Source organism: Flavobacterium sp. 9 (assembly GCF_002754195.1).
GTDB lineage: Bacteria > Bacteroidota > Bacteroidia > Flavobacteriales > Flavobacteriaceae > Flavobacterium.
This window is the reverse complement of sequence record NZ_PEEU01000001.1, coordinates 3,264,222-3,287,052: the sequence shown is the minus strand read 5'-3', so window position 1 is coordinate 3,287,052 and position 22,831 is coordinate 3,264,222. Positions and strand designations below refer to the sequence as shown.

Annotated in this window: 17 protein-coding genes; 10 read left to right on the top strand and 7 right to left on the bottom strand. The window is 32.9% G+C overall.

Features of this window, described 5'->3' with window-relative positions; all coding sequences use genetic code 11:
* Nucleotides 1-88: 88 nt before the first annotated feature.
* A complete protein-coding gene (gene mfd, locus CLU81_RS13525) occupies nucleotides 89-3,454 on the bottom strand; it encodes a transcription-repair coupling factor (protein WP_099710292.1) in 3,366 nt (1,121 codons plus the stop codon).
* Complete coding sequence (locus CLU81_RS13520; protein ID WP_099710291.1) at nucleotides 3,447-4,076, bottom strand: hypothetical protein; 630 nt, start codon at nucleotides 4,074-4,076, stop codon at nucleotides 3,447-3,449. Before CLU81_RS13520 ends, mfd begins: the two co-directional genes overlap by 8 nt.
* A gap of 492 nt (nucleotides 4,077-4,568) precedes the next feature.
* Between CLU81_RS13520 and CLU81_RS13515 the strand changes: the two genes are divergently transcribed.
* Both CLU81_RS13515 and CLU81_RS13510 read left to right on the top strand, forming a co-directional pair.
* Nucleotides 4,569-5,507, top strand: a complete 939-nt coding sequence (locus tag CLU81_RS13515) for an L-threonine 3-dehydrogenase (protein ID WP_099710290.1) — start codon at nucleotides 4,569-4,571, stop codon at nucleotides 5,505-5,507.
* Nucleotides 5,508-5,695: 188 nt separating this feature from the next.
* Nucleotides 5,696-6,892, top strand: a complete 1,197-nt coding sequence (locus tag CLU81_RS13510; protein ID WP_099710289.1) for a DUF418 domain-containing protein — start codon at nucleotides 5,696-5,698, stop codon at nucleotides 6,890-6,892.
* 75 nt (nucleotides 6,893-6,967) lie between these two features.
* Here the strand turns inward: CLU81_RS13510 and CLU81_RS13505 are convergent, their stop codons facing one another.
* Both CLU81_RS13505 and CLU81_RS13500 read right to left on the bottom strand, forming a co-directional pair.
* The gene (locus CLU81_RS13505; protein ID WP_099710288.1) at nucleotides 6,968-8,848 is read right to left on the bottom strand and encodes a M1 family metallopeptidase; all 1,881 of its coding nucleotides are present in this window, start codon (nucleotides 8,846-8,848) and stop codon (nucleotides 6,968-6,970) included.
* Between the two features lie 63 nt (nucleotides 8,849-8,911).
* Nucleotides 8,912-10,543 carry a S8 family peptidase gene (locus CLU81_RS13500; protein ID WP_099710287.1) on the bottom strand — a complete coding sequence of 544 codons (1,632 nt, stop codon included), beginning with the start codon at nucleotides 10,541-10,543 and terminating at the stop codon, nucleotides 8,912-8,914.
* Between the two features lie 282 nt (nucleotides 10,544-10,825).
* Here CLU81_RS13500 and CLU81_RS13495 point away from each other — a divergent pair, with 282 nt between their 5' ends.
* Nucleotides 10,826-14,257: a T9SS type A sorting domain-containing protein gene (locus tag CLU81_RS13495; protein ID WP_099710286.1), complete on the top strand. Its 3,432-nt coding sequence runs from the start codon at nucleotides 10,826-10,828 to the stop codon at nucleotides 14,255-14,257.
* Between the two features lie 2 nt (nucleotides 14,258-14,259).
* The gene (locus CLU81_RS13490) at nucleotides 14,260-14,955 is read left to right on the top strand and encodes a hypothetical protein (protein ID WP_099710285.1); all 696 of its coding nucleotides are present in this window, start codon (nucleotides 14,260-14,262) and stop codon (nucleotides 14,953-14,955) included.
* A 94-nt stretch (nucleotides 14,956-15,049) separates the two neighbouring features.
* Here CLU81_RS13490 and CLU81_RS13485 read toward each other — a convergent pair whose 3' ends face one another.
* Complete coding sequence (locus tag CLU81_RS13485; RefSeq protein WP_099710284.1) at nucleotides 15,050-15,907, bottom strand: MBL fold metallo-hydrolase; 858 nt, start codon at nucleotides 15,905-15,907, stop codon at nucleotides 15,050-15,052.
* A gap of 195 nt (nucleotides 15,908-16,102) precedes the next feature.
* On the bottom strand, nucleotides 16,103-17,029 hold the full coding sequence (locus CLU81_RS13480) for a hypothetical protein (RefSeq protein WP_099710283.1): 927 nt from the start codon (nucleotides 17,027-17,029) through the stop codon (nucleotides 16,103-16,105).
* A gap of 325 nt (nucleotides 17,030-17,354) precedes the next feature.
* On the opposite strand from CLU81_RS13480, the gene CLU81_RS13475 reads away from it, so the two are divergent.
* From CLU81_RS13475 to sufD, 6 genes are all read left to right on the top strand, one after another.
* Nucleotides 17,355-17,684 carry an iron-sulfur cluster assembly accessory protein gene (locus CLU81_RS13475; protein ID WP_055097560.1) on the top strand — a complete coding sequence of 110 codons (330 nt, stop codon included), beginning with the start codon at nucleotides 17,355-17,357 and terminating at the stop codon, nucleotides 17,682-17,684.
* 78 nt (nucleotides 17,685-17,762) lie between these two features.
* Nucleotides 17,763-19,211, top strand: a complete 1,449-nt coding sequence (gene sufB, locus CLU81_RS13470; RefSeq protein WP_099710282.1) for a Fe-S cluster assembly protein SufB — start codon at nucleotides 17,763-17,765, stop codon at nucleotides 19,209-19,211.
* A gap of 7 nt (nucleotides 19,212-19,218) precedes the next feature.
* Nucleotides 19,219-19,707: a flavodoxin family protein gene (locus CLU81_RS13465; protein WP_099710281.1), complete on the top strand. Its 489-nt coding sequence runs from the start codon at nucleotides 19,219-19,221 to the stop codon at nucleotides 19,705-19,707.
* Between the two features lie 13 nt (nucleotides 19,708-19,720).
* Entirely contained in the window at nucleotides 19,721-20,467 is a 747-nt protein-coding gene (gene sufC / locus CLU81_RS13460; protein WP_055097564.1) for a Fe-S cluster assembly ATPase SufC, read from the top strand.
* Nucleotides 20,468-20,549: 82 nt separating this feature from the next.
* The gene (locus tag CLU81_RS13455; RefSeq protein ID WP_099710280.1) at nucleotides 20,550-20,939 is read left to right on the top strand and encodes a four helix bundle protein; all 390 of its coding nucleotides are present in this window, start codon (nucleotides 20,550-20,552) and stop codon (nucleotides 20,937-20,939) included.
* A 97-nt stretch (nucleotides 20,940-21,036) separates the two neighbouring features.
* Nucleotides 21,037-22,353, top strand: a complete 1,317-nt coding sequence (gene sufD, locus CLU81_RS13450; RefSeq protein ID WP_055097568.1) for a Fe-S cluster assembly protein SufD — start codon at nucleotides 21,037-21,039, stop codon at nucleotides 22,351-22,353.
* 101 nt (nucleotides 22,354-22,454) lie between these two features.
* On the opposite strand, the gene CLU81_RS13445 is transcribed toward sufD, so the two are convergent.
* Nucleotides 22,455-22,829, bottom strand: coding sequence for a hypothetical protein (locus CLU81_RS13445; protein WP_099710279.1), 375 nt, complete (start codon nucleotides 22,827-22,829; stop codon nucleotides 22,455-22,457).
* Nucleotides 22,830-22,831: the final 2 nt, after the last annotated feature.

The following is a 22,831-nucleotide window of genomic DNA, read 5'->3' as shown; positions in this document are numbered from 1 at the left end:
TGTCCCGTTGTTTGGGACAAAAGATTGTAAGGGATAGCGGGACTAATGTTCTTCTGAAACTAAATTGATCTGCTCCTAAAAAACAACATTATTCTCCCAACATTTCCATCAATTCCAAAGCTCGTTTGGTAGATTTTACATTGTCGAAAGTCAGTAAAAGTCGTAAACCATTTGGAGTTTGTTTTTCTTTCATCTGACAAAGATTACTGTGAGTTTGCACAAACTTTATCATTTTATGGAAACGCTTCGATTGATAATAATCTGATTGCTGATCTGAAACAAAATAACCAATCATTTTACCTTTTTTCATCACCAGTTTTTCAATACCAACAGCTGTCGCAATCCATTTGATCCGAATACTGTTCATCAAAGCATTGGCGCGCGGAGGCATTGGACCAAAACGGTCAATTAATTTATTCTGGAAAATGACTAATTCGGCTTCATTTTTTACAGAACCTAATTCGTTGTATAAACTCAAACGTTCTGTGACATTATTGATATATTCATCAGAAAATAAAAGCTCAAAATCAGTATCAATTTGTAGATCTTTTACGTATTCTTTGGTTTCAATATCATTCTCTTCAGGATATAAATCTTTGAATTCGTTTTCTTTTAATTCTTCGATCGCTTCGTTCATGATTTTTTGGTATGTATCAAAACCAATTTCATTAATGAAACCACTTTGTTCACCACCTAATAAATCTCCCGCACCACGAATTTCAAGATCTTTCATCGCAATATTGAAACCACTCCCTAATTCGCTAAATTGTTCCAACGCCTGAATACGTTTTCTGGCGTCTTCGGTCATCGATGAATACGGAGGACAGATGAAATAACAGAATGCTTTTTTGTTACTTCGTCCTACACGTCCACGCATTTGATGCAAATCTGATAATCCGAAATTGTTGGCATTATTGATAAAAATCGTGTTGGCATTTGGAACATCCAAACCGCTTTCGATAATAGTGGTTGCTACCAAAACATCGAAATCTCCATTCATGAAACCTAACATCAATTCCTCGAGTTTGGCGCCTTCCATTTGTCCGTGACCAATTCCGACTCTGGCATTTGGAACCAAACGCTGAATCATTCCGGCAACTTCTTTTATATTTTCGATTCGGTTATTAATGAAGAAAACTTGTCCGTTACGCTGAATTTCATACGAAATCGCATCACGAATTACTTCTTCATTAAAACTAACCACATTTGTTTCTATAGGATAACGATTTGGCGGAGGCGTCGTAATTACTGATAAATCTCTTGCCGCCATTAACGAAAACTGAAGCGTTCTCGGGATTGGCGTTGCCGTTAATGTTAATGTATCAACATTTGCCGCAATCGTCTTCAATTTATCTTTTACGTTTACTCCAAACTTTTGTTCCTCATCGACAATCAATAAACCTAAGTCTTTAAAAACTACATTTTTATTTACTAATTGATGTGTTCCTATGACAATATCCAATTTTCCTTCAGCCAGATCTTTTAGGGTTTGCGCTTTTTGTTTTGCAGTTCTAAATCGGTTTAAATAACCTATTGAAACCGGCATATCTTTTAATCTTTCGGTAAAAGTTCTATAATGTTGGTACGCCAAAATAGTCGTCGGAACCAAAACGGCAACTTGTTTGCTATTGTCTACGGCTTTGAAAGCGGCACGAATCGCAACTTCCGTTTTCCCGAAACCTACGTCACCACAAACCAAACGATCCATTGGGCGATCGCTTTCCATATCAGCTTTTACTTCTTGCGTTGATTTGGTTTGATCCGGTGTATCTTCATAAATAAACGAACTTTCTAATTCGTTTTGCAAATAACTGTCCGGCGCAAATTGAAAACCTTTTTCTAAACGACGTTTTGCATACAACTGAATCAAGTTGAAAGCAATATGTTTGACGCGCGCTTTGGTTTTTTGTTTTAAAATTTTCCAGGCGTTCGATCCTAACTTATAAATTTTAGGCGGAGTTCCGTCTTTTCCGTTGTATTTCGAGATTTTATGAAGCGAGTGAATGCTCACATAAACAATATCATTATCTGCATAAACCAGTTTTATGGCTTCCTGCGTTTTTCCTTCAACCTGAATTTTCTGCAATCCGCCAAACTTTCCAATTCCGTGATCGATATGCGTTACATAATCACCAACCGAAAGCGAGGTTAATTCCTTAAGCGTAATATTTTGCTTTTTAGAATAACCGTTTTTGATGTTGAATTTATGATAACGCTCAAAAATCTGATGATCTGTATACGCCGTTATTTGATTTTCTTCGTCAATAAAACCTTGGTACAAAGGCAATACAACGGTATGATATTGCTTGCGAATATTCTCGGAATTTGCTTCGTCTAAAGTTTCAAAAATATCATGAAAACGTTTTGCCTGTGTTTCATTCGAACAGAACAAATAATTCTTGTATCCGTTAAAATGATTGTCACTTAAATTATTCAATAACAAATCAAATTGTTTGTTGAAAGATGGCTGTGGCTGAATATGAAATTCGAATGTTTTACTTGTTTTGAAAATTGGCTTTGAAGCCAATTCTACAACCGAAAAATCTAAAGCACGTTTGATAAACGAAGCCTGATTTAAGAATAATTGTTCGGGTTGGGCGTGTTTTATTTCTTTGGATAATTTCTCAAAAGCTTCTTCGGCTCTCGCAAATTGTTTGTCTAACTGACTAAAAAGTCCGTCTGTATTTTGAATAAAGAGAACCGTTTTCTCAGCAATATAATCTAAGAAACTTTCTCGGTTTTCCTGAAATATCTTGTTTTCGACATTCGGGATTATGGTAATTTTTTTATGAGTTTCTACAGATAATTGCGTTTCGACATCAAAACTTCTGATGCTGTCTACTTCATTTCCAAAAAATTCAATTCTATAAGGATGATCGTTTGAAAAAGAGAAGACATCGACAATACCTCCACGAACCGAAAATTCTCCGGGTTCTGTAATAAAATCGACTCTTTTGAATTCATATTCGAATAAAACTTCGTTGATAAAGTCAATCGAAATTTTATCATTCAAAGCGACTTTTAAAGTATTCTTGTCTAATTGCTGACGCGTAACTACTTTCTCAAAAAGTGCTTCTGGATACGTAACAATTATGGCTGGTTTTTTTCGGGAATTGATTCGGTTTAAAACCTCAGCGCGAAGCAAAACATTCGCATTATCTGTTTCATCAACCTGATAAGGGCGACGAAAAGACGCAGGATAAAACAAAACATCCTGCTCGCCAATCATTTGCTCGAGATCGTTCAAATAATAAGCGGCTTCTTCTTTATTGTCCAGAACAATCAAAAAAGGCAACTCTGTCTTCTTGAAAACAGCGCGCACGACAAATGAAACTGCTGATCCTAACAATCCGTTAAGATGCATTTTTATCTGATTTTGTTCTAGTAATTGTTTGGCAATCTGCTCGTTTTTAGGCAGATTATCATACATTGTATATAAGGCGTTTTTAGTCAACTGTTGGTAACTTTTTATTTATATTCTGCGCTGGAAGAACCGGAGCTGTATTCGAATTCGGAATAGCACGCGTTGTATCTAACATTCTCAAGAAATCTGCTTCTCCTTCTTCTTTTGGAATTTTACTTTTTACAACAACCTGATCCATTTGTCTTTCTAATGAAACCAATTCTTTATTAATGTCTCCAATCAGAAACGTTACTTTCTTATCCGGAATTGTATTCAGATTAATAAATAAATCCATCATTTTGATTTTGGTAATCAAAATTGAGATTCGGCTTTTTATCTGAGGAACATTAAATTCAGCAGGAATATTGTTGTTTAAAGCGAATGCCTTTTTTGAAATTGCAGCTGATTTTTTCTGAAAAGCTCCGATCGTTTTCCTTGGTTTATCGCCAATTTCTTTTAGAAAATCACGCCATTCAGTCCACGAACTTACCTTTTGTTCTGCAACTTCATTGATGGGTTCATCAATAAATGTCCAGGCTTTATTTATATTATTAAAAATGATTTCGTTTTTCTTTGCTTCTTTTTCATTCTCAGCTCGACGTCTTTCATCTTCATTTTGACATGAATTCAGTACAAAAATTAAAAGCAGAAAAAGAGATATTTTATATTTCATTTGGTAAAACATTAAGCTACAAAGTTACAAAGTAATTTTACAATTACGAAGTCTGTTTTTTGCCAAAGATTCTATAAATCAGGTGTGTTTTTTTGGCCCGCAGATTTGGCTGATTAAACAGATTTAACGCGAATTGTTTTTAACGCAAAGTTTTATTATCTAAAATGTGCATATAACCGCAAAGTTCGCAAAGCTAAATCAACACAAAGCTTTGCGAACTTTGCGTTTAATCTGCGTAATCCTAAACAAAAAACCTTTGCGCACTTTGCGGTTAAATTTTCCAGATAAAGATTTTAAAAATAATCCGCGTTAATCCGTTTAATCAGCCAAATCCGTGGCTAAATTCGTTCTAAAATTAAATCCTACAATAATACTCTCACAGAGAATAATCCAAAAAACGAACTTCATCCTTATTAAATTTATAATTTGTTTTTCTAAAAAGTAAAAATATTTGCGAAAACGTTATATTTGCGTCTCTAAAAACTATTCAAAATGAATCCAAAAATATTGATCATTGGCGCTTGCGGTCAAATTGGGACTGAACTGACTCAAAAACTACGTAAGTTATACGGAACAGAAAATGTAATTGCTTCTGATATTCGAAAATTAAATACTGACGTTGTTAATTCAGGTCCTTTTGAAGTGGTGAATGCTTTAGATTTCAACCAAATTGAACATCTTGTCGAAGTGCATAAAATCACAGATATTTATTTGATGGCGGCACTTTTATCTGCTACTGCTGAGAAGAATCCGGCTTTTGCATGGGATTTGAATATGAATTCATTATTTCACGTTTTGAATTTGGCTAAAGCCAAAAAAATAAAAAAGATATTCTGGCCTTCAAGTATTGCGGTTTTTGGACCAACTACTCCAAAAGAAAATACGCCTCAATATACTGTTATGGAACCTTCTACGGTTTACGGAATCAGTAAACAAGCAGGTGAAAGATGGTGTGAATATTACCATAATATTTATGGTGTTGATGTTCGAAGCATCCGTTATCCTGGCTTAATTAGCTGGTCTACTCCTCCTGGGGGCGGAACTACAGATTATGCTGTTGATATTTTCTATAAGGCTATTGCCGATAAAAAATACGAGTGCTTTTTATCATCAGAGACAAAAATGCCAATGATGTATATGGATGATGCGATCGATGCGACGATTAATATTATGAAAGCTCCGGCTGAAGAAATCAAAATACATTCTTCATACAATTTAGCCGCAATGAGTTTTACTCCAACTGAAATTGCAAACGAAATTAAAAAACATATTCCTGAATTTACTATTACTTATGAGCCTGATTTCCGTCAAAAAATTGCGGACAGCTGGCCGGCAAGTATCGATGATACTGAAGCAAGAGAAGATTGGGGTTGGAAACATACTTTTGATCTTGAAACTATGACCAAAGATATGTTGGAACATTTGGGATAATCAAAATTCGTTATTGATTACAAGCGAGTTATTTTAAAAGTGATACTTTTAAAATAACTCGCTTTTTTGTGAAATATATTTTCAGATAAAAACAGATCGCTTCAAAATTTTCTTACTTTTGGCGCTGTTAGAATAATTTCAAATTTATCTAAAATCATCAATCAAATCACAACAAAAACGTTAATCAAATGACAAATTCTTATCATCCCGTCGAACAAAGCAAAAGAACTGCTATTGTCGACATTCTTAGAGGCTGGGCTCTCTTGGGCGTTGCAATTGGCAATTATGGAGATTTCCTTCATATTGGATTACCAACAAAAATTAAAAGCGATATTGTTTCTAATATTCTTCAAACTTTTAATCAAATCTTTTTTGCAGCAAAATCCTGGACATTATTAACATTGCTATTTGGCTTTGGTTTTGCCATTTTGATCAATAATGTAGCGAGCAAGGGCAAACATCCTGTTTTGTTTTTTTCCTGGAGAATGATATTACTTTTTGTACTAGCTTTTATTAATTCTTCTTTTTGGCTAGGTGACATCTTAAAAGATTATGCTTTTCTGGGACTTGTATTATTACTTTTTTATAAAATTCCAACAAAGACACTAGCTATAATCTGCTCGGTTCTTTTCCTGAGTATTCCATTTTTGGCTGCTTACGTAAGCCCGATTCAAATATCTCATCCTGAGATTACGACCAATCCGGAATACTTAAAACTATACCACTCCGGAAACTGGATAGATTTTTTCAGGTTTAATTTATTAGCTTCTTATTACGAGCAAATAATTATTCCGGGATATTTAATTACAGCACATGTTGTAATGTTTACTTGTATGCTTTTTGGTTTTTTACTTCAAAGAATAGCTTTTTTTAATCGCTTGAACGAAATGAAAAAATTACTAAAATATGTACTTTATATAAGTTTAACCTGTGCCATAATCATCGCTTTAATTTTTATTTTGGGCACGAAAAACAAAGCCACATTCCTAGAATATTTTGTCCCTGCATATTGGGTGATTTTAAGTACAATGATTTTCATTGCCAGCGGAATCTGTTTGTTTTACATCAACAACAAACTAAAAACAATATTCAAATATTTTAGTGCTGCAGGAAAAATGACGTTAACGAATTATATTGTTCAAAATATATTAGCAGCATTTATTTTCTCCGGAATTGGTTTAGGAATAGGAAATTCGATGCCATACTGGTTTTACTTTTCATTAGCTATTTTCATTTTCATCCTTCAATTATTTATAAGCAAATGGTGGTTGTCAAAATACAATTATGGTCCGATCGAATGGCTTTGGAGATCTGCTAGTTACAGAGAATGGTTTCCGTTTAAAAAAGTACAATCTAACCTCATTACGGAAGTAAAAACGATATAATCCAGTTTAGATAAATTTGAAAAAAGAAAAGCCCTTAAAATATTTTAAGGGCTTTTTCATTGAAGTTTATTTTGATTATTTTACTTCATAAACATTATTTGCAGCTTTTACATCTGCCATTAATCCGCTTGAATCAATTGTGATTTTTTTAATCGCAGTTTTGCTTTTATCAATTGTAAAACTGTAATTTGATTGTGCCCAAGCCCAATCTTCCAGAACAGTTCTTTTTACGTTTGGATTTGGATTTGGCTTAATAAAATTCATCATTCTTAACGGAATATAAAAACTCTCAGATGTTCCGTCTGTATATTCTACAGTTAAATCTATTGGCATTGGCATTCTTCCAATTCTCTCTAAACTTACCGTTGTTTTTCCAGCATTATCTGCAACATCTTTTATTCCGTAATCAATTGTATTTAAAGTTTCTGTCCAATCAATTAAATACCAATCTAACTCAGCTCCAGAAACTCTTTCGGCTGTTCTTTTAATATCATTTGGACTTGGATGCTTAAATTTAAAATCGTTATAATATCTTTTTAAAGTTGCATCTACATTCTCTTTTCCAATTACATATTCTAATTGTGACAAAAAGATACTTCCTTTTACATAAGATGAAATACTGTAAGGTCTGTTCTCGTCATAACGGTCACCGTGCGTACTTTGTGGCTGCTCTTTTCCTGAATTTACTAAATTGTAATAAGCAGTATAATTTCCTTTAAACGGATTCTCTACTTTTTTATCTCCTTTTAATTCATTCAAAGCCATGTCTTCGATATAAGTTGTAAAACCTTCGTCCATCCATGGGTGTTTTGATTCATTTGAAGCTAAAATATGCTGAAACCAAGAATGTCCCATTTCGTGCGTTGCTGTTCCCAAAATACCTTCAAGAGTTCCGTTTCCAAGCATTAAAGTACACATTGCATACTCCATTCCTCCGTCTCCACCTTGAATAAATGAATATTGTTTATATGGATATGGTCCTACTTTATGATTGTAAAAATCCATTACTTTAACCATTAAAGGCTCTAACTTTTTCCAGTTTTCGACAGTTTTAGGATTGTTTTTGTAGAAATAATGCAATTCAACATCATTTGGTCCTTTTACAATATCATGTACATATTCTTTGTCTGCAGCCCATGTAAAATCGTGAACATTTGGCGCAATAAAATGCCATGTTAATGTTTTTGCTTTTTTTGGATAAACAACTGCTACACCAGCATCTTCGTATCCGTGACCAATTTGGTTTTTGTCTTGTAAATATCCCGAACCTCCAATTGTATAATCTTTGTCGATTGTAATTTTTACATCAAAATTACCCCAAACGCCGTGAAATTCTCTTGCAATATATGGATCTGCGTGCCAGCCTTCGAAATCAAATTCGGCTAATTTAGGATACCATTGTGACATTGAAAGCTCAACTCCTTCAGAATTATTACGTCCTGAACGACGAATTTGAACCGGAACTTGTCCGTCAAAATCTAATGTAAATGTGGTTTGTGAATTAGGCAAAATTGGCTTAGCCAAAGTAACTTCAAGAATAGTTCCTGAGGTTCTGGTTTGAGCCACTATTCCATCTTGTTTAAGATTTGTGATTTTCAGATATCCAACTTCATTTGGTTTCAAAGTTTCAATTCTACTTTGTTTAACCTCTTTACCATCGGCACCTTTTATTTTACTTACCATTCTTCCGTCAGGATCTTTTATAGAATGCAAACGAGCATCCATTTCGCTTCCCGGCTGAAATGCATTTGGATATAAATGATAAAAAACTTTTCTTAAGGTGTCAGGTGAATTATTGGTATAAACCAATTCCTGTTTCCCTTTATACTGATAGTTTTTTACATCCATCGAAACTTCCATTTTGTAATCGACATGTTGTTGCCAATATGGAGCATTTTGCGCAGATAAAGAGTTTAAACCCAAACTCAAAAAGGATAGTAATATAATTTTTCGCATAATTGTTTTAATAAAAATGGAAGAGTTGCCACTCTTCCATTTGGTTAGTATTTTATTTTATATTTATTTCTTTGACATTTTTTCTGCCATCAATAAAGCATTATAAGCATTAACCATTTTACCTGTTTTCGAAGATTCAGCTGATGAAACCGGAACTGGTTTTTCGTTTGGATTTGGATTTTTACCTAAAACTACCATTGCTGGAAGTGCAACTCCGGATTCCATTAAAATTTGTTTTACCTGAAAAGCTTTTAGTTTTGGATAATAAGAACGAATCAAAGCTGCTACTCCCGCAGCATTTGGCGATGCCATTGATGTTCCTTGCAAATATTTGTATTTATCGTTTGGAACCGTTGCGTAGATTTCTTCTCCCGGTGCAAAAACGTCAACATTTATTTTTCCGAAATTTGAGAATGAAGCTATTACATTTTCACCGTATTCTTTATTGATTGCTCCAATTGTAATTACATTATCAGCAAATTCTTTAATGTTGTCTTCAGAGTCATTTGGATAATTGATGTTTTTAGTTTCATCAATATTATACCCATCATTACCTGCTGCATGAACAATTAAAACATCTTTTTTTGCTGCATATTTTATAGCATCATAAACCCATTGTTTGTGCGGAGAAAAACTTTTTCCGAAACTTCCGTTGATTACTTTTGCTCCATTATCTACTGCATAACGAATCGCCAAAGCAATGTCTTTATCATACTCATCTCCATCAGGAACTGCTCTTACAGTCAGGATTTCAACATTATTAGAAACTCCGTCTCCTCCTATATTGTTTCCGCGAATTTGTGCAATGATTCCCGCAACGTGAGTTCCGTGAAGTGCTTTTTCTTTATCCGGACCAAAAACGATATTATTACCATAATGATTGTTTTTAAGGTCTTCCGGATTATCACCTACGATTTTTCTTCCATCATATTCTTTGTTCAGATTATAATTGAATTGATCGTAAACTTGTTCTCTGTATTCTTCAAAATCAGCTTCAGGATTAAAAGTTGGTCCTGCATTACCAAAAATTTGAGTCATGATCTCTTTACTTCTCAAAACTTTTGGATCTGTTGAAGTAATCTTGCTTAAATCTTCTAATTTATAATCTCCTTTATTTAACTCCTTTTTAATAGTATTATGAACATCTATTAAAAAATCAACTTGTTGTTTATCTTCTTGAAGCTCGCTTATTTTTTCATTATACTGCGCTAAAGCTACTTTGTATTGTGCAGATCCGTCATCGCCTTTTTTAACAATACGAGTTAATTCAAGATTTTCATGAACAGCATTTCCAAGAAAATTCCATCCGTGAACATCATCAATAAATCCATTTTTATCATCATCGATTCCGTTACCAGGAATTTCTTTTGGATTTGTCCAGATCATTCCTTGCAAGTCCGGATGTTCAATATCAACACCTGAATCTACTATACCTACAATTACTTTTTTACCTGTTTTTCCTTGTAATAATTCGGCGTAAGCCCTATCAACACTCATTCCCGGAATCGAATCTTTAATTAAATCAAGATGACTCCATCTTTTTAATTCGTTTTCGCTAACAGGTGCTTTTTTAACAATTGCCAAAGGTGCTGTAATTACAACTTTAGGCGCTGAATCTTGTGCTTGTACGGTTGCGCTACCTGCTAAAGCAAGTAATACCCAAGCTGATAAAGTAAAGGGTTTTATATGACTCATGTATCTGTATATTATTATAAAGTTAAAAGATGGGCCTAAATTATGATTTTTTGTTACAAAAAACTAACGATTAACAATGCCTTATGATTTTTGATACTTTCTGAAGTATCGTCTAAGGCCAATTAAACCCCTTGAATCAGGTTTTTTTATCAATTTATTTATAAATATACTGTTTTCATTTTTATGGAATTTTAAGGAGAAACAAATTACACGTACGGTTTCCCGTAAGGAAAACTAATGTGGATTGCTTACTATTGTCCGACTGAATTATAACCCCTCTCTATGAAAACAAAACTACTCTTGTTGCTGTTATTAGCAAATTTTTCAATTTTTGCACAAACCAACTTAGTTCCAAATGGGAGCTTCGAAGACTGGTCTTCGTCTTCACAACCAGATAATTGGAATCGTTTCTTAAGTGGTTATGTTTCTCAAAGTTCAACTGCCCAAAATGGCGGATCAAGTACCAATATGATGATTGCCAGCGGTACATTCAACTACATAAATACCGACTATTTTGCTGTAGAAGCTGGTAAAAAATATCGTGTAACAATGTATCACAAAGTTGTAAAAGGTACATTTTCTTCTGTTGATTTTAGCGTTTACCACAAACCTGGAACATTCAAAGAAGAAATAATCAAAAAATCAGACATAACTTTCTCAACTACTGAATGGAGAAAAATTGAATTTGAATATACTTCAACTGCTTCTGAGAATATTGAAGTAGATATCTGGACTAACGGATCTCTTGATTCTGAAATTTTGGTTGATAATGTTTCTGTTGTAGATGTTGCCGAAGCTCCTTCTCAATACACGATGATTCCAGATGCAAATTTTGAAAAGAAACTGATCGATTTAGGAATTGATTCGGGTGCTATTGATGGTAAAGTATTAACATCAAAAATCAATACTTTACAATCTTTGAATATATCAAATAGCTCAATTAGCGATTTAAGTGGAATCGAGGATTTTAGTGCTTTGTATTCATTGTATTGCAATAATAACAATTTGACGAGTCTTGATCTTTCAAAAAATTTATTATTATTAAATATTGACTGTAGCCATAATCTATTAACTAGTTTAACTATCAATAAAGCAGGAAGCAACCTTAATGCTGCTGTTAATAAGTTAGAAAATGTAGATTTTTCTCAAAACACTTCTTTGAACTTCTTAGATTTAACTAGTAATTTATTAACTACTTTAGATATTTCTCAAAACGAAAGTTTAGGAACTTTACAACTAAGTTATAATAAATTAACCTCTTTAAATCTTTCAAAAAATAAAGTACTAGGATATCTTAAATGTTCAGGAAACCAATTAAGTACTATAGATCTTTCAAATAATACTACTTTAGAATATTTATTTATTACAACTAATTTACTTACTACATTAGATTTGTCTAAAAACACAAAACTGAGATTTGTGGATTGCTCTTCTAATCAATTGACAAACCTCAAAATTCCTAGTGGAGCCTCTTTACAGAATTTAAATTGTGCTTATAACAAACTGACAAGTTTAGATCTTTCTGCTAACACTGGTTTAACTGAACTTGAGTTTCAATCAAATTTAATAGAAACTGTAAATGTAGCGGCTAGTATAAATTTAGATTTTTTTAATGGTAGTTATAATCAACTTAAAACTTTGGATGTTTCTAAAAATGCTAATTTGACTTATTTTAATTGTACTGGAAACAAATTATTAAGTGAGCTAAATTTAAAAAATGGCAATAATACCAAAATAAAAGACACTGATTTCTCTATCCAAAATACTCCAAGCTTATACTGCTTAATGGTAGATGATATAGCTTATTCTAATGCAAATTGGTCAACAAATATTGATCTTTATACAACTTTTACTGATGCTCCATGTGCACCAGCAAAATACACTCTTATTCCAGACCTTAGTTTTGAAAAATGTCTAATAGCAAAAGGAATCGATGCTGTAGAAGATGGTAAAGTATTGACTAGCAAAATTGCTATTGTCAAGGTTTTAGATTTGAGCGATTATTTCTCCAATATAAAAATTACAGATCTAACAGGAATTGAAGATTTTACTGCACTTGAAGAATTAAAATTACCTTATACTTTTGATAATAATGGTCCTTTAAAAAACATTGATATTTCACACAATCTAGCATTAAAAAAACTAGACTGTACACAAACACGACTAACTACCTTAGATGTTTCTAATAATTTAGCCTTAACTGAATTAAATCTTTATGAAAATAATCTAACAACTCTTGATGTAACTAAAAACTTAGCATTAGAAACACTTAACTGTTCTATGAACAGACTAACAAGTATCAATGTTTCTAACAATCCTGCCTTAAAAAAATTGCTTTGTTCAGGTTCAAATACTGAAGGAATAGGAAATATTCAGCAAGGTTTACTAACAAGTATAGATCTCACCCAAAATACGGCTCTAGAATATTTGGACATTAGCAATAATAATAAAATTATTGGACTTGATTTATCTAAAAACACAAAATTGACGATATTATTAATTAACAATAACAATTTAAACTCTGTTTATTTTCCTGAAAATAAATTATTGAAAGCCTTATCTTGCGAGTACAACAATCTTACCACATTAGACATTTCATTATATCCTAATCTCGAAATTTTAAATTGTGGTTACAATAAATTGACCGCTCTAAATTTAACTCAGCATCCTAATTTCAAAAATTTGACCTGTCCAGTAAATGAAATTACAACTTTAGATCTTTCTAATAACCCACAATTAGAAATTTTATATGCCTCTAACAATAAGCTTACTGCTTTAGATCTATCTAAAAACCCAAAGTTGTTTCAAATTATTTGTAGCGCTAATAATTTAACGGAGCTAAATTTGAAAAATGGCGGTAATACTAAATTGGATAGTTACTATTTTAACAGTTTTGCTGGCAATCCAAATTTATTTTGCATAACTGTTGACGATGTAGAATATGCCAATAAAAACTGGATAAAATACAAGGATTTGGTTGCAAGTTATAATACCGAATGTGGCTTTAGTTTGCCTTCAAAAAACTTTGCTGTAGAAACAAAAGGCGAATCTTGTGTTGGAGAAAATAATGGTGAAATTAGCATAACAGCAACTGCAGAATTCCCATATGTTGCAAGCGTAAACGGAAAAGCCAGCACATTTACAAACAATAGTCTAAAAGTTAATAATCTGGCACCAGGAACTTATGCAGTTATTGTAACAATTCCGGGAGAAGTATATGAACAGACTTTTAATCTAACAATCGCAAAAGCCGTAACTATTACAGGAAAATCAAGTATATCATCTAAAAAAGTTGATGTTGAAATTACACAAGGAACTGCTCCATTTACAGTTTTTGTTGATGGAACTCAGCAATTTCAAACTAATGACGCAGCTTTTTCTTTAAATGTTGATAAAAATGCCTTAGTAGAAGTTGTTACTGCAAAAGCTTGTGAAGGTGTTTTTGCTAAAAAAGTTTCTGTTTCAAATTTCGAATCACAAATTTTGTCTGCTTATCCAAATCCAACTTCCGGAAGTTTTGAAATTCAAATTCCAACAAATAAAAAAGAAGTTAAAATAGAATTATACAATTTTGGAGGTCAATTAATTTCTGGTAAAACTTATACTATCGAAAATGGAAAAGCATTATTGAATCTTGAAAATCAAGCTTCAGGAATTTATGCTGTAAAAGTCTATTTAGAAACTCCGGAATATCTAAAAATTATAAAAAAATAAAAATGAAGAAGTTTATATACCTGTCAATTATTGGATTTTCACTTGTTTCATGTGGCGGCGGAAGTGATGATTCTGCAACTCCAGAAGTTGCGAATGTTGCTCCTACCGTTCCCGCCTTAACAGCTCCGGTTGATAATAAATTATGCGTAGATAATACTGTTGGTTTTCAATGGAATACTTCTACAGATGCTAACAAAGATGTTATTACCTACCAGATTCAGGTAGCAAAAGATAATGCCTTTACTCAAATCGTAAAAACAAATGAAGTTACAACGAATAGCTCATCGATAAGTTTAGACAAAAACACGCCTTATTACTGGAGAGTAAAAGCTACAGACAGCAAAGGATTATCAAGTTCTTATTCGCCAACATATAAGCTTTATACTACTGGTGAAGCTGTTGTAAATCATTTACCATTTTCACCGGAATTAGTACAACCGGCGATTAACTCTCTTTTGAATACTGCAAGCGCAACTTTAAAATGGAATGCTTCAGACGTCGATGCAACAGATGTTCTTAAATATGATGTGTATTTTGGAACTACAAATCCGCCAACGGTAAAAGTTATTGAAAACACAAGCGCAACTTCATTTGATGTAACACTTAATGCTACAAAAGAATATTTCTGGAAAGTTGTTGTAAAAGATAATAAAGGTGGAGAAACTGTAGGTCAACTTTGGAAGTTCAAAACCAATTAAAATTAAGTTTAGAATTAAGTTAGAATTAAATTGTTAAAACTAAAAATCCCATTCGCCGCGGCAAATGGGATTTTTTTATGCTTTAAAGTTCTTTCTAAAGAATCTCTTCACACGTAAATACTTCTTTCAACCGAACACCTTTCTCAGTATGTTCAACTGTTATAATTTGATTATGTGCGTCATGTTCTAAGAACAAATAATAATTATTATCGGCCGCTGCGTTTAGAAATTTAGATTTTTCAGGCATTGTCAATAAAGGTCTTGTATCATAACCCATAACATACGGCAACGGAATATGTCCTGCTGTCGCCAACAAATCGGCACAAAAAACGATGGTTTTATCCTGATATTTAATATGCGGAATCATCTGTTTTTCAGTATGTCCGTCAACATAATAAATTCCGAAATTCATTTCGTCAGAAAAGCCAAAATCAGCTTCAGGACGTTTTATAAAATTCAATTGTCCGCTTTCCTGCATTGGTAAAATATTCTCGGACAAAAAAGAAGCTTTTTCGCGGGCGTTTGGTTTTGTTGCCCATTCCCAATGATTCTCGTTGCTCCAATATTTAGCATTTTTAAAAGCTGGTTCGTATCCTGTTTTAGTCGAATTCCATTGTACACTTCCTCCACAATGATCAAAATGTAAATGCGTCATAAAAACGTCTGTAATATCATCTCGGTTAAAACCATATTTAGCCAATGATTTGTCTATAGAATGCGATCCCCAAAGCGAATAATATCCAAAAAACTTCTCAGATTGTTTGTCACCCATTCCGGTATCAATCAAAATCAGCCGATTTCCATCTTCAATAAGCAAACAACGAGCTGCAATATCAATTAAATTATTATCATCGGCAGGATTAGTTTTGTTCCAGATTGTTTTGGGCACAACACCAAACATTGCGCCTCCGTCTAACTTAAAATTTCCGGATTCTATAGGGTAAAGTTTCATAAGCGTAATTTTCTAATAAGAAAACAAAGCTAGGAAATCCAATCTCCTTAAACTAACTGCAGATGTTAAATTGCCCACGGATTTTACGGATTTAGTAGATTTACACAGATTATTTTTTAATGCTTTTAACGCCTTGATATAAATAAAACACAGCGAAAATCCGTAAAATCAGTTTAATCCGCGGGCTAAACATTTTTATTCAAGTGTAATAGAAGCGCTTCCCATGATTTCTTGCTTGTCGAAAAAGTTGACAAAATAAGTTCCTTTAACAAAATGATTATCTCCTGAATCTAAAATTCCATACACATTTGTCGGTTTTCCCTGAAAATCTACTGCGACAATAAAACTATAAACTAACGCTTTATCGTTTCCGAATTCTATTAGTTTATTCTCGCCCAAAACAGTATTATTTTGATCCAGAACCTGAATATAAAATACTCTTTTCCCAATTTTAGCAACTGAATTTCCATTGATCGAAAAACTAACTTTTAGCTTCTTTGCACTTTTTGCTTTATCAGTTTCCAGTTCTTTTCCAGATTTTTTTTCGCGAAGCGCAATCACTTTAAAACTATTTAAGGATAATCTCGAAGCATCTTTTAAGGTTGATTCTAATTTTTTTTGTTTCGAAATCAAAGTATCATTTTCAGCTTTTTGTTGGTACATGACAACATTCTGGCTTTCAATTTCAGTTAATAAACTTTTATTCTGAGATTTTAAATTTTTAACTTCTATTCCTTTCGATACTAAAGCAGCGTTCATATCTGAAAGTTGCTTTCTATAAATATATATTTGTTCAACCGACGGATTTTTAGAAACTTTAATGATTTCCATCAAATTTTCAATATTCTTTCTTTCGATTTCTAATCGTTGTGATAATGCCGTTTTCTCAAGTATAGCCTGATCATAAGCCAACTTCAAATTCGTCAAAGAATCCAAAATATTCTTTTGCGCAAGAGCTTCCTGACTTAATTTTAAATTTTCGGGACTACTTGATTGTTCTTTACTTTTCTCAACAATTTCATTTGACTCTTTACTAAAAATAAAGACTGTAGCACCTACTCCAAAAACAAAAAACACCGCTAAAAGTGCTTTTAACCACTTATCTTTGTACTGTTTTTTCATAATTACTCACAATTTTTTGCAAAAATACCAATAATTTATCAGCAGAAACAGGTATAAATACGGTTTTTTAACTTTAGAAAAAAGAAACCCTTTTTCGTTAAGCATTAAACATTCAAATCTTATTTCTCTTGATAATACATCAAAATAAGTTCTATCTATTTTAACATTTGTTATAATAATGTGAACCGTTATGGAAAAAGGTTTTTAAGTCGTATCTTTGCAGATAATTTCATTTCAACATTGAGTTACAGCGTTTTAAATTGTAATATTAAAATTACTATTTTAAAGGAAACTCGGTTGAAAATAAAAACAAATACCATAAACAATGATAAAAGTTTCTGATACAGCTAAAAAGAAAATCATCGATTTAATGAAAGACGATGGTTTTGATGCTGCTAGCGACTACGTAAGAGTAGGCGTGAAAAGTGGCGGATGCTCTGGTTTGTCTTATGATTTAAAGTTTGACAAAACTAAAGGCGACGACGATAAAATATTCGTAGACAACGACATAACAATTGCAGTTGAAAAAAAATCATTTCTATATTTAGCCGGAACAATTCTCGAATTCTCTGGCGGATTAAACGGAAAAGGTTTTGTATTTAATAATCCAAATGCCAGCAGAACTTGTGGTTGCGGAGAATCTTTTTCGCTATAAATTAAAAAGAATCTAACGAAAGCAAAAATTTGAACGCTTAAGAAACTCCATTTTTTAAGCGTTTTAAAAAACTAAAAAATGTCAAAATACACTGAAGACGATTTAAAAATCGAACTCGAAACTAAAGAATACGAATACGGATTTTACACTGATATTGAATCAGATACATTCCCTATTGGCTTAAACGAAGATATCGTAAGAGCTATTTCTCTTAAAAAAGAAGAACCAGAATGGATGACCGATTGGCGCATCGAGGCTTTTCGTGCATGGAAAGAAATGATCGAGCCAGAATGGGCAAACGTTCATTATGAAAAACCAGACTTTCAGGCTATTTCATACTATTCTGCTCCAAAACAAGTAGATCCAAGCAAAACTTTAGACGATGTAGATCCGGAACTTCTTGAAATGTACAAAAAGTTAGGAATTTCTGTTGATGAACAAAAAATGATGAACAATGTCGCAATGGATATTGTTGTCGATTCTGTTTCTGTAGCTACTACTTTCAAGAAAACTTTGGCTGAAAAAGGAATTATTTTCTGTCCAATTTCAGAAGCTATAAAAGAACATCCGGAATTAGTTCGTAAATATTTAGGAACTGTTGTACCTCAAAAAGACAACTTCTATGCAGCATTAAACTCAGCCGTTTTCTCTGACGGAAGTTTCTGTTATATTCCAAAAGGCGTTCGTTGCCCAATGGAACTTTCAACTTATTTCAGAATCAATCAGGCAGGAACAGGACAATTCGAGAGAACTCTTGTTATTGCTGACGAAGGAAGTTACGTATCATACCTTGAAGGTTGTACTGCGCCGAGTCGTGACGAAAATCAATTGCACGCTGCGGTAGTTGAATTAATCGCTATGGATGATGCCGAAATTAAATATTCTACCGTTCAAAACTGGTTCCCTGGAAACAAAGAAGGAAAAGGTGGAGTTTATAACTTCGTAACCAAAAGAGGTTTATGCGAAACAAACGCAAAAATTTCATGGACACAAGTAGAAACTGGTTCTGCTGTAACCTGGAAATATCCTTCTTGTGTATTAAAAGGAGATAATTCGGTAGGAGAATTTTATTCAATCGCCGTTACCAATAATTACCAACAAGCTGATACGGGAACTAAAATGATCCATTTAGGTAAAAATACTAAATCGACTATTATTTCTAAAGGTATCTCGGCTGGTAAATCACAAAACAGTTACCGTGGATTAGTGCAAATTAGCCCAAGAGCTGAAAATGCACGTAACTTTTCACAATGTGACTCTCTTTTAATGGGGAATAATTGTGGAGCACATACTTTCCCTTATATCGAAAGTAAAAATCCATCGGCTAAAATAGAGCACGAAGCAACTACAAGTAAAATTGGAGAAGATCAAGTTTTTTATTGCAACCAAAGAGGTATTCCGACTGAAAAAGCGATTGCCTTAATTGTAAATGGTTTCAGTAAAGATGTATTGAACAAATTACCAATGGAATTTGCTGTTGAAGCTCAAAAATTATTAGAGATTTCTTTAGAAGGATCTGTAGGTTAATTGCAAAATGGAAGGTAAAAAAGTAATCATTTTAGGTTCATCCAGAAAAAACGGAAACACAACCCGAATTGTGGATGAAATTTCTAAAGATACCGGAATCGATGTAATTGATTTAAGTGATTATAATATTTCTTATTATGATTACGAAAGCAAAAACAAAGAGGATGACTTTCTTCCTTTAATAAGAAGAATACTTGAACAGTACGACACTTTAATTTTTGCAACGCCAATTTATTGGTATAATATGAGCGGAATAATGAAGGTTTTCTTTGATCGCTTTTCGGATTTAATCCGAATTGAAAAAGAAACCGGAAGAAAACTTAGAGGAAAGAAAATTGGCGTGATATCAAATTCACACGACAATGAAATTGAAGAAAGTTTTTACATTCCTTTCAAAAAATCAGCCGATTATTTAGGCATGGAATATTTAGGACACGCGCATTTTAATGCTAACATCCTAAACCAAACAACAAAAATAGAATTGACATTTATATAAAATAAAAAAAACAATGTTATCAATAAAAAACCTTCACGCCTCAATTGGTGATAAAGAAATCCTTAAAGGAATTAATATAGAAGTTAAAGCTGGCGAAGTACACGCTATCATGGGACCAAACGGTTCAGGAAAAAGTACACTTTCGGCTGTAATTGCCGGAAACGAAAACTACGAAGTTACTGACGGACAAGTTTTCCTTGACGGAGAAGATCTTGCTGATCTTGCTCCAGAAGAAAGAGCACACAAGGGAGTTTTCCTTTCGTTTCAATATCCTGTAGAAATTCCTGGAGTAAGTGTGACTAACTTCATGAAAACTGCAATCAACGAAACTCGTAAAGCAAATGGTCAGGAAGAAATGCCTGCAAACGAAATGCTAAAAGTAATTCGTGAGAAATCTGAATTGTTAGAAATCGATCGTAAATTTTTATCTCGTTCTTTAAACGAAGGTTTTTCAGGAGGAGAGAAAAAAAGAAACGAAATTTTTCAAATGGCAATGTTAGAACCAAAATTAGCTATTCTTGACGAAACCGATTCTGGTCTTGATATCGATGCTTTAAGAATTGTTGCTAATGGAGTTAACAAATTGAAAAGCGAGAAAAACGCAATTATCGTTATCACACACTACCAACGTTTGTTAGATTACATCGTTCCGGATTTCGTTCACGTTCTTTACAACGGAAGAATCGTAAAATCAGGCGGAAAAGAATTAGCTTACGAATTGGAAGAAAAAGGATACGACTGGATTAAAGCGGAGAATTAAATTTGTTTCAAGTTTCATGTTTTTTTAGTTTCAAGTTGAGCTACATTTGTAGGTTTAAACTTAAAAATTAAAAAACAGAAATATGGCAACAATTAACAGATTTGAGGATTTAGAAATTTGGAAAGAAGCTCGACGATTAGCGAAAGAAGTTCATCTTATCGCAGTTCATACAGAGTTAAGATCAGATCTCAGATTTAAAAATCAAATAAAAGCTTCTTCTGGCTCAGTGATGGATAATATTGCTGAAGGATTTGAAAGAGACGGGAATTTAGAGTTTCGACAATTTCTATCAATAGCAAAAGGTTCTGCAGGAGAAACAAGATCTCAGCTTTATAGAGTTTTTGATTTTGAATATATTTCGGAGCAAAAATTTGAAGCTTTAAAAACAGATTACGGAAATTTAAGTGGTAAAATAAAAAACTTTATTACTTATCTCAATAAAAAAGATTTCAAAGGAAATAAGTTTCAGTAGAAAACCTGAAACTGAAACAATACGGATTCAAAGGAATTAAGTCACAACAGGCAACCTGAAACTTGAAACCTGAAACACCGAAGGAAACAAAAACAAAATGGATTTAAAAGAAAAATTAGTATCGTCTTTTATGGCTTTTGAAGAGCGTGTCGATGTACATTCAGATTTACACGACATACGCACAAATGCTTTAAAAAACTTTGAAAATAAAGGTTTCCCAACCAAAAAAGAAGAAGCTTGGAAATATACATCGCTAAACGCCATCTTAAAAAATGACTTTACGGTTTTTCCTAAGCAAGAAAATGCAATCGAATTTAATCAGGTAAAAAAATACTTTTTACACGAAATCGACACTTATAAATTAGTGTTTATCGATGGCGTTTTTAGTTCGCATTTGTCTTCTACAACACATGACGGAATCGATGTTTGCTTGATGTCATCGGCATTGACTAAACCAAAATATAAAATGATTATTGATACTTACTTTAATCAAATCGCAAGTAAAGATGACAGCTTGACTTCATTGAATACTGCTTTTGCAAGCGAAGGAGCTTTTATCAATATTCCGAAGAAAAAAGTTGCAGATAAGCCAATTGAGATTATGTATTTCTCTACAGGAAACGAAGCTGCTTTAATGGTTCAGCCAAGAAATTTGGTTATTGTGGGCGAAAATTCACATGTTCAAATTATCGAGCGTCACCAAAGTTTGAATGAAAATCCAGTTTTAACCAATTCGGTTACAGAGATTTTCGCTCAAAAACGTGCGATAGTTGATTATTACAAAATTCAAAACGATAATAGTGAAGCCAATTTAATTGACAACACTTACGTTTCGCAACAACAAGAAAGTCATGCTTATGTGCACACTTTCTCTTTTGGAGGAAATCTTACGCGTAACAACTTAAATTTTTATCACTTTGGTGAAAGATTGACAAGTACGCTTAACGGAATTTCTATCTTAAATGACAAACAACACGTTGATCATTATACTTTGGTAAACCACGCAACGCCAAATTGCGAAAGTTTCCAGGATTATAAAGGAATTTTCTCTGATCGTTCAACAGGAGTTTTCAACGGAAAAGTTTTGGTAGAAAAAGAAGCTCAAAAAACAAATGCTTTCCAAAAAAGCAACAACATTTTATTGAGTGATAAAGCTACTATCAATGCAAAACCACAATTAGAAATTTTTGCAGATGACGTAAAATGTTCTCACGGTTGTACAGTTGGACAACTTGACGAAACTGCAATGTTCTACATGCAATCTCGTGGAATCCCGAAAAAAGAAGCTAAAGCTTTATTGATGTACGCATTCTCAAATGCCGTTATTGAAAGCATCAAAATACCGGAATTAAAACAAAGAATTACTAAAATCATTGCCATGAAATTAGGCGTGAATTTAGGATTTGATTTGTAAAATTGTTTAACCGCAAGGTTCGCAAAGAATTACGCAAAGGTCGCAAAGTTTAGTTTTAAACTTTGCGACCTTTGCGCTTTTATACCTTGCGTTCTTTGCGGTTAAATTTGTTTTTGATGAAAAGTTTTTAGCAAATTAAAATTACTATCAAAAAGAGGAGAATAAAAAAAGTTTATCGGTTTCTCTTCTAAAGTCGCTTTGAATATAATTTTCCCCATACCTATCTTCTCTATATTCTTTAAATCAATTTTTATATCATCGAAATAAATAGCATTTTCATCAAATTCTATTGTTTTAAATCTCTTGAATCTTTTATTTAAAAAGAAACCCCAAGAAGAAAGCAATACACAAGAAATAATTGCCGAAACTTCCTCAATCAATATACTATATATCACAAATCCCAATGACCCTATAAAAATTATTTTAAAAACTAAACGGTATAAAAAACTAATTTCATGGTTTAATTTATACTTCATAA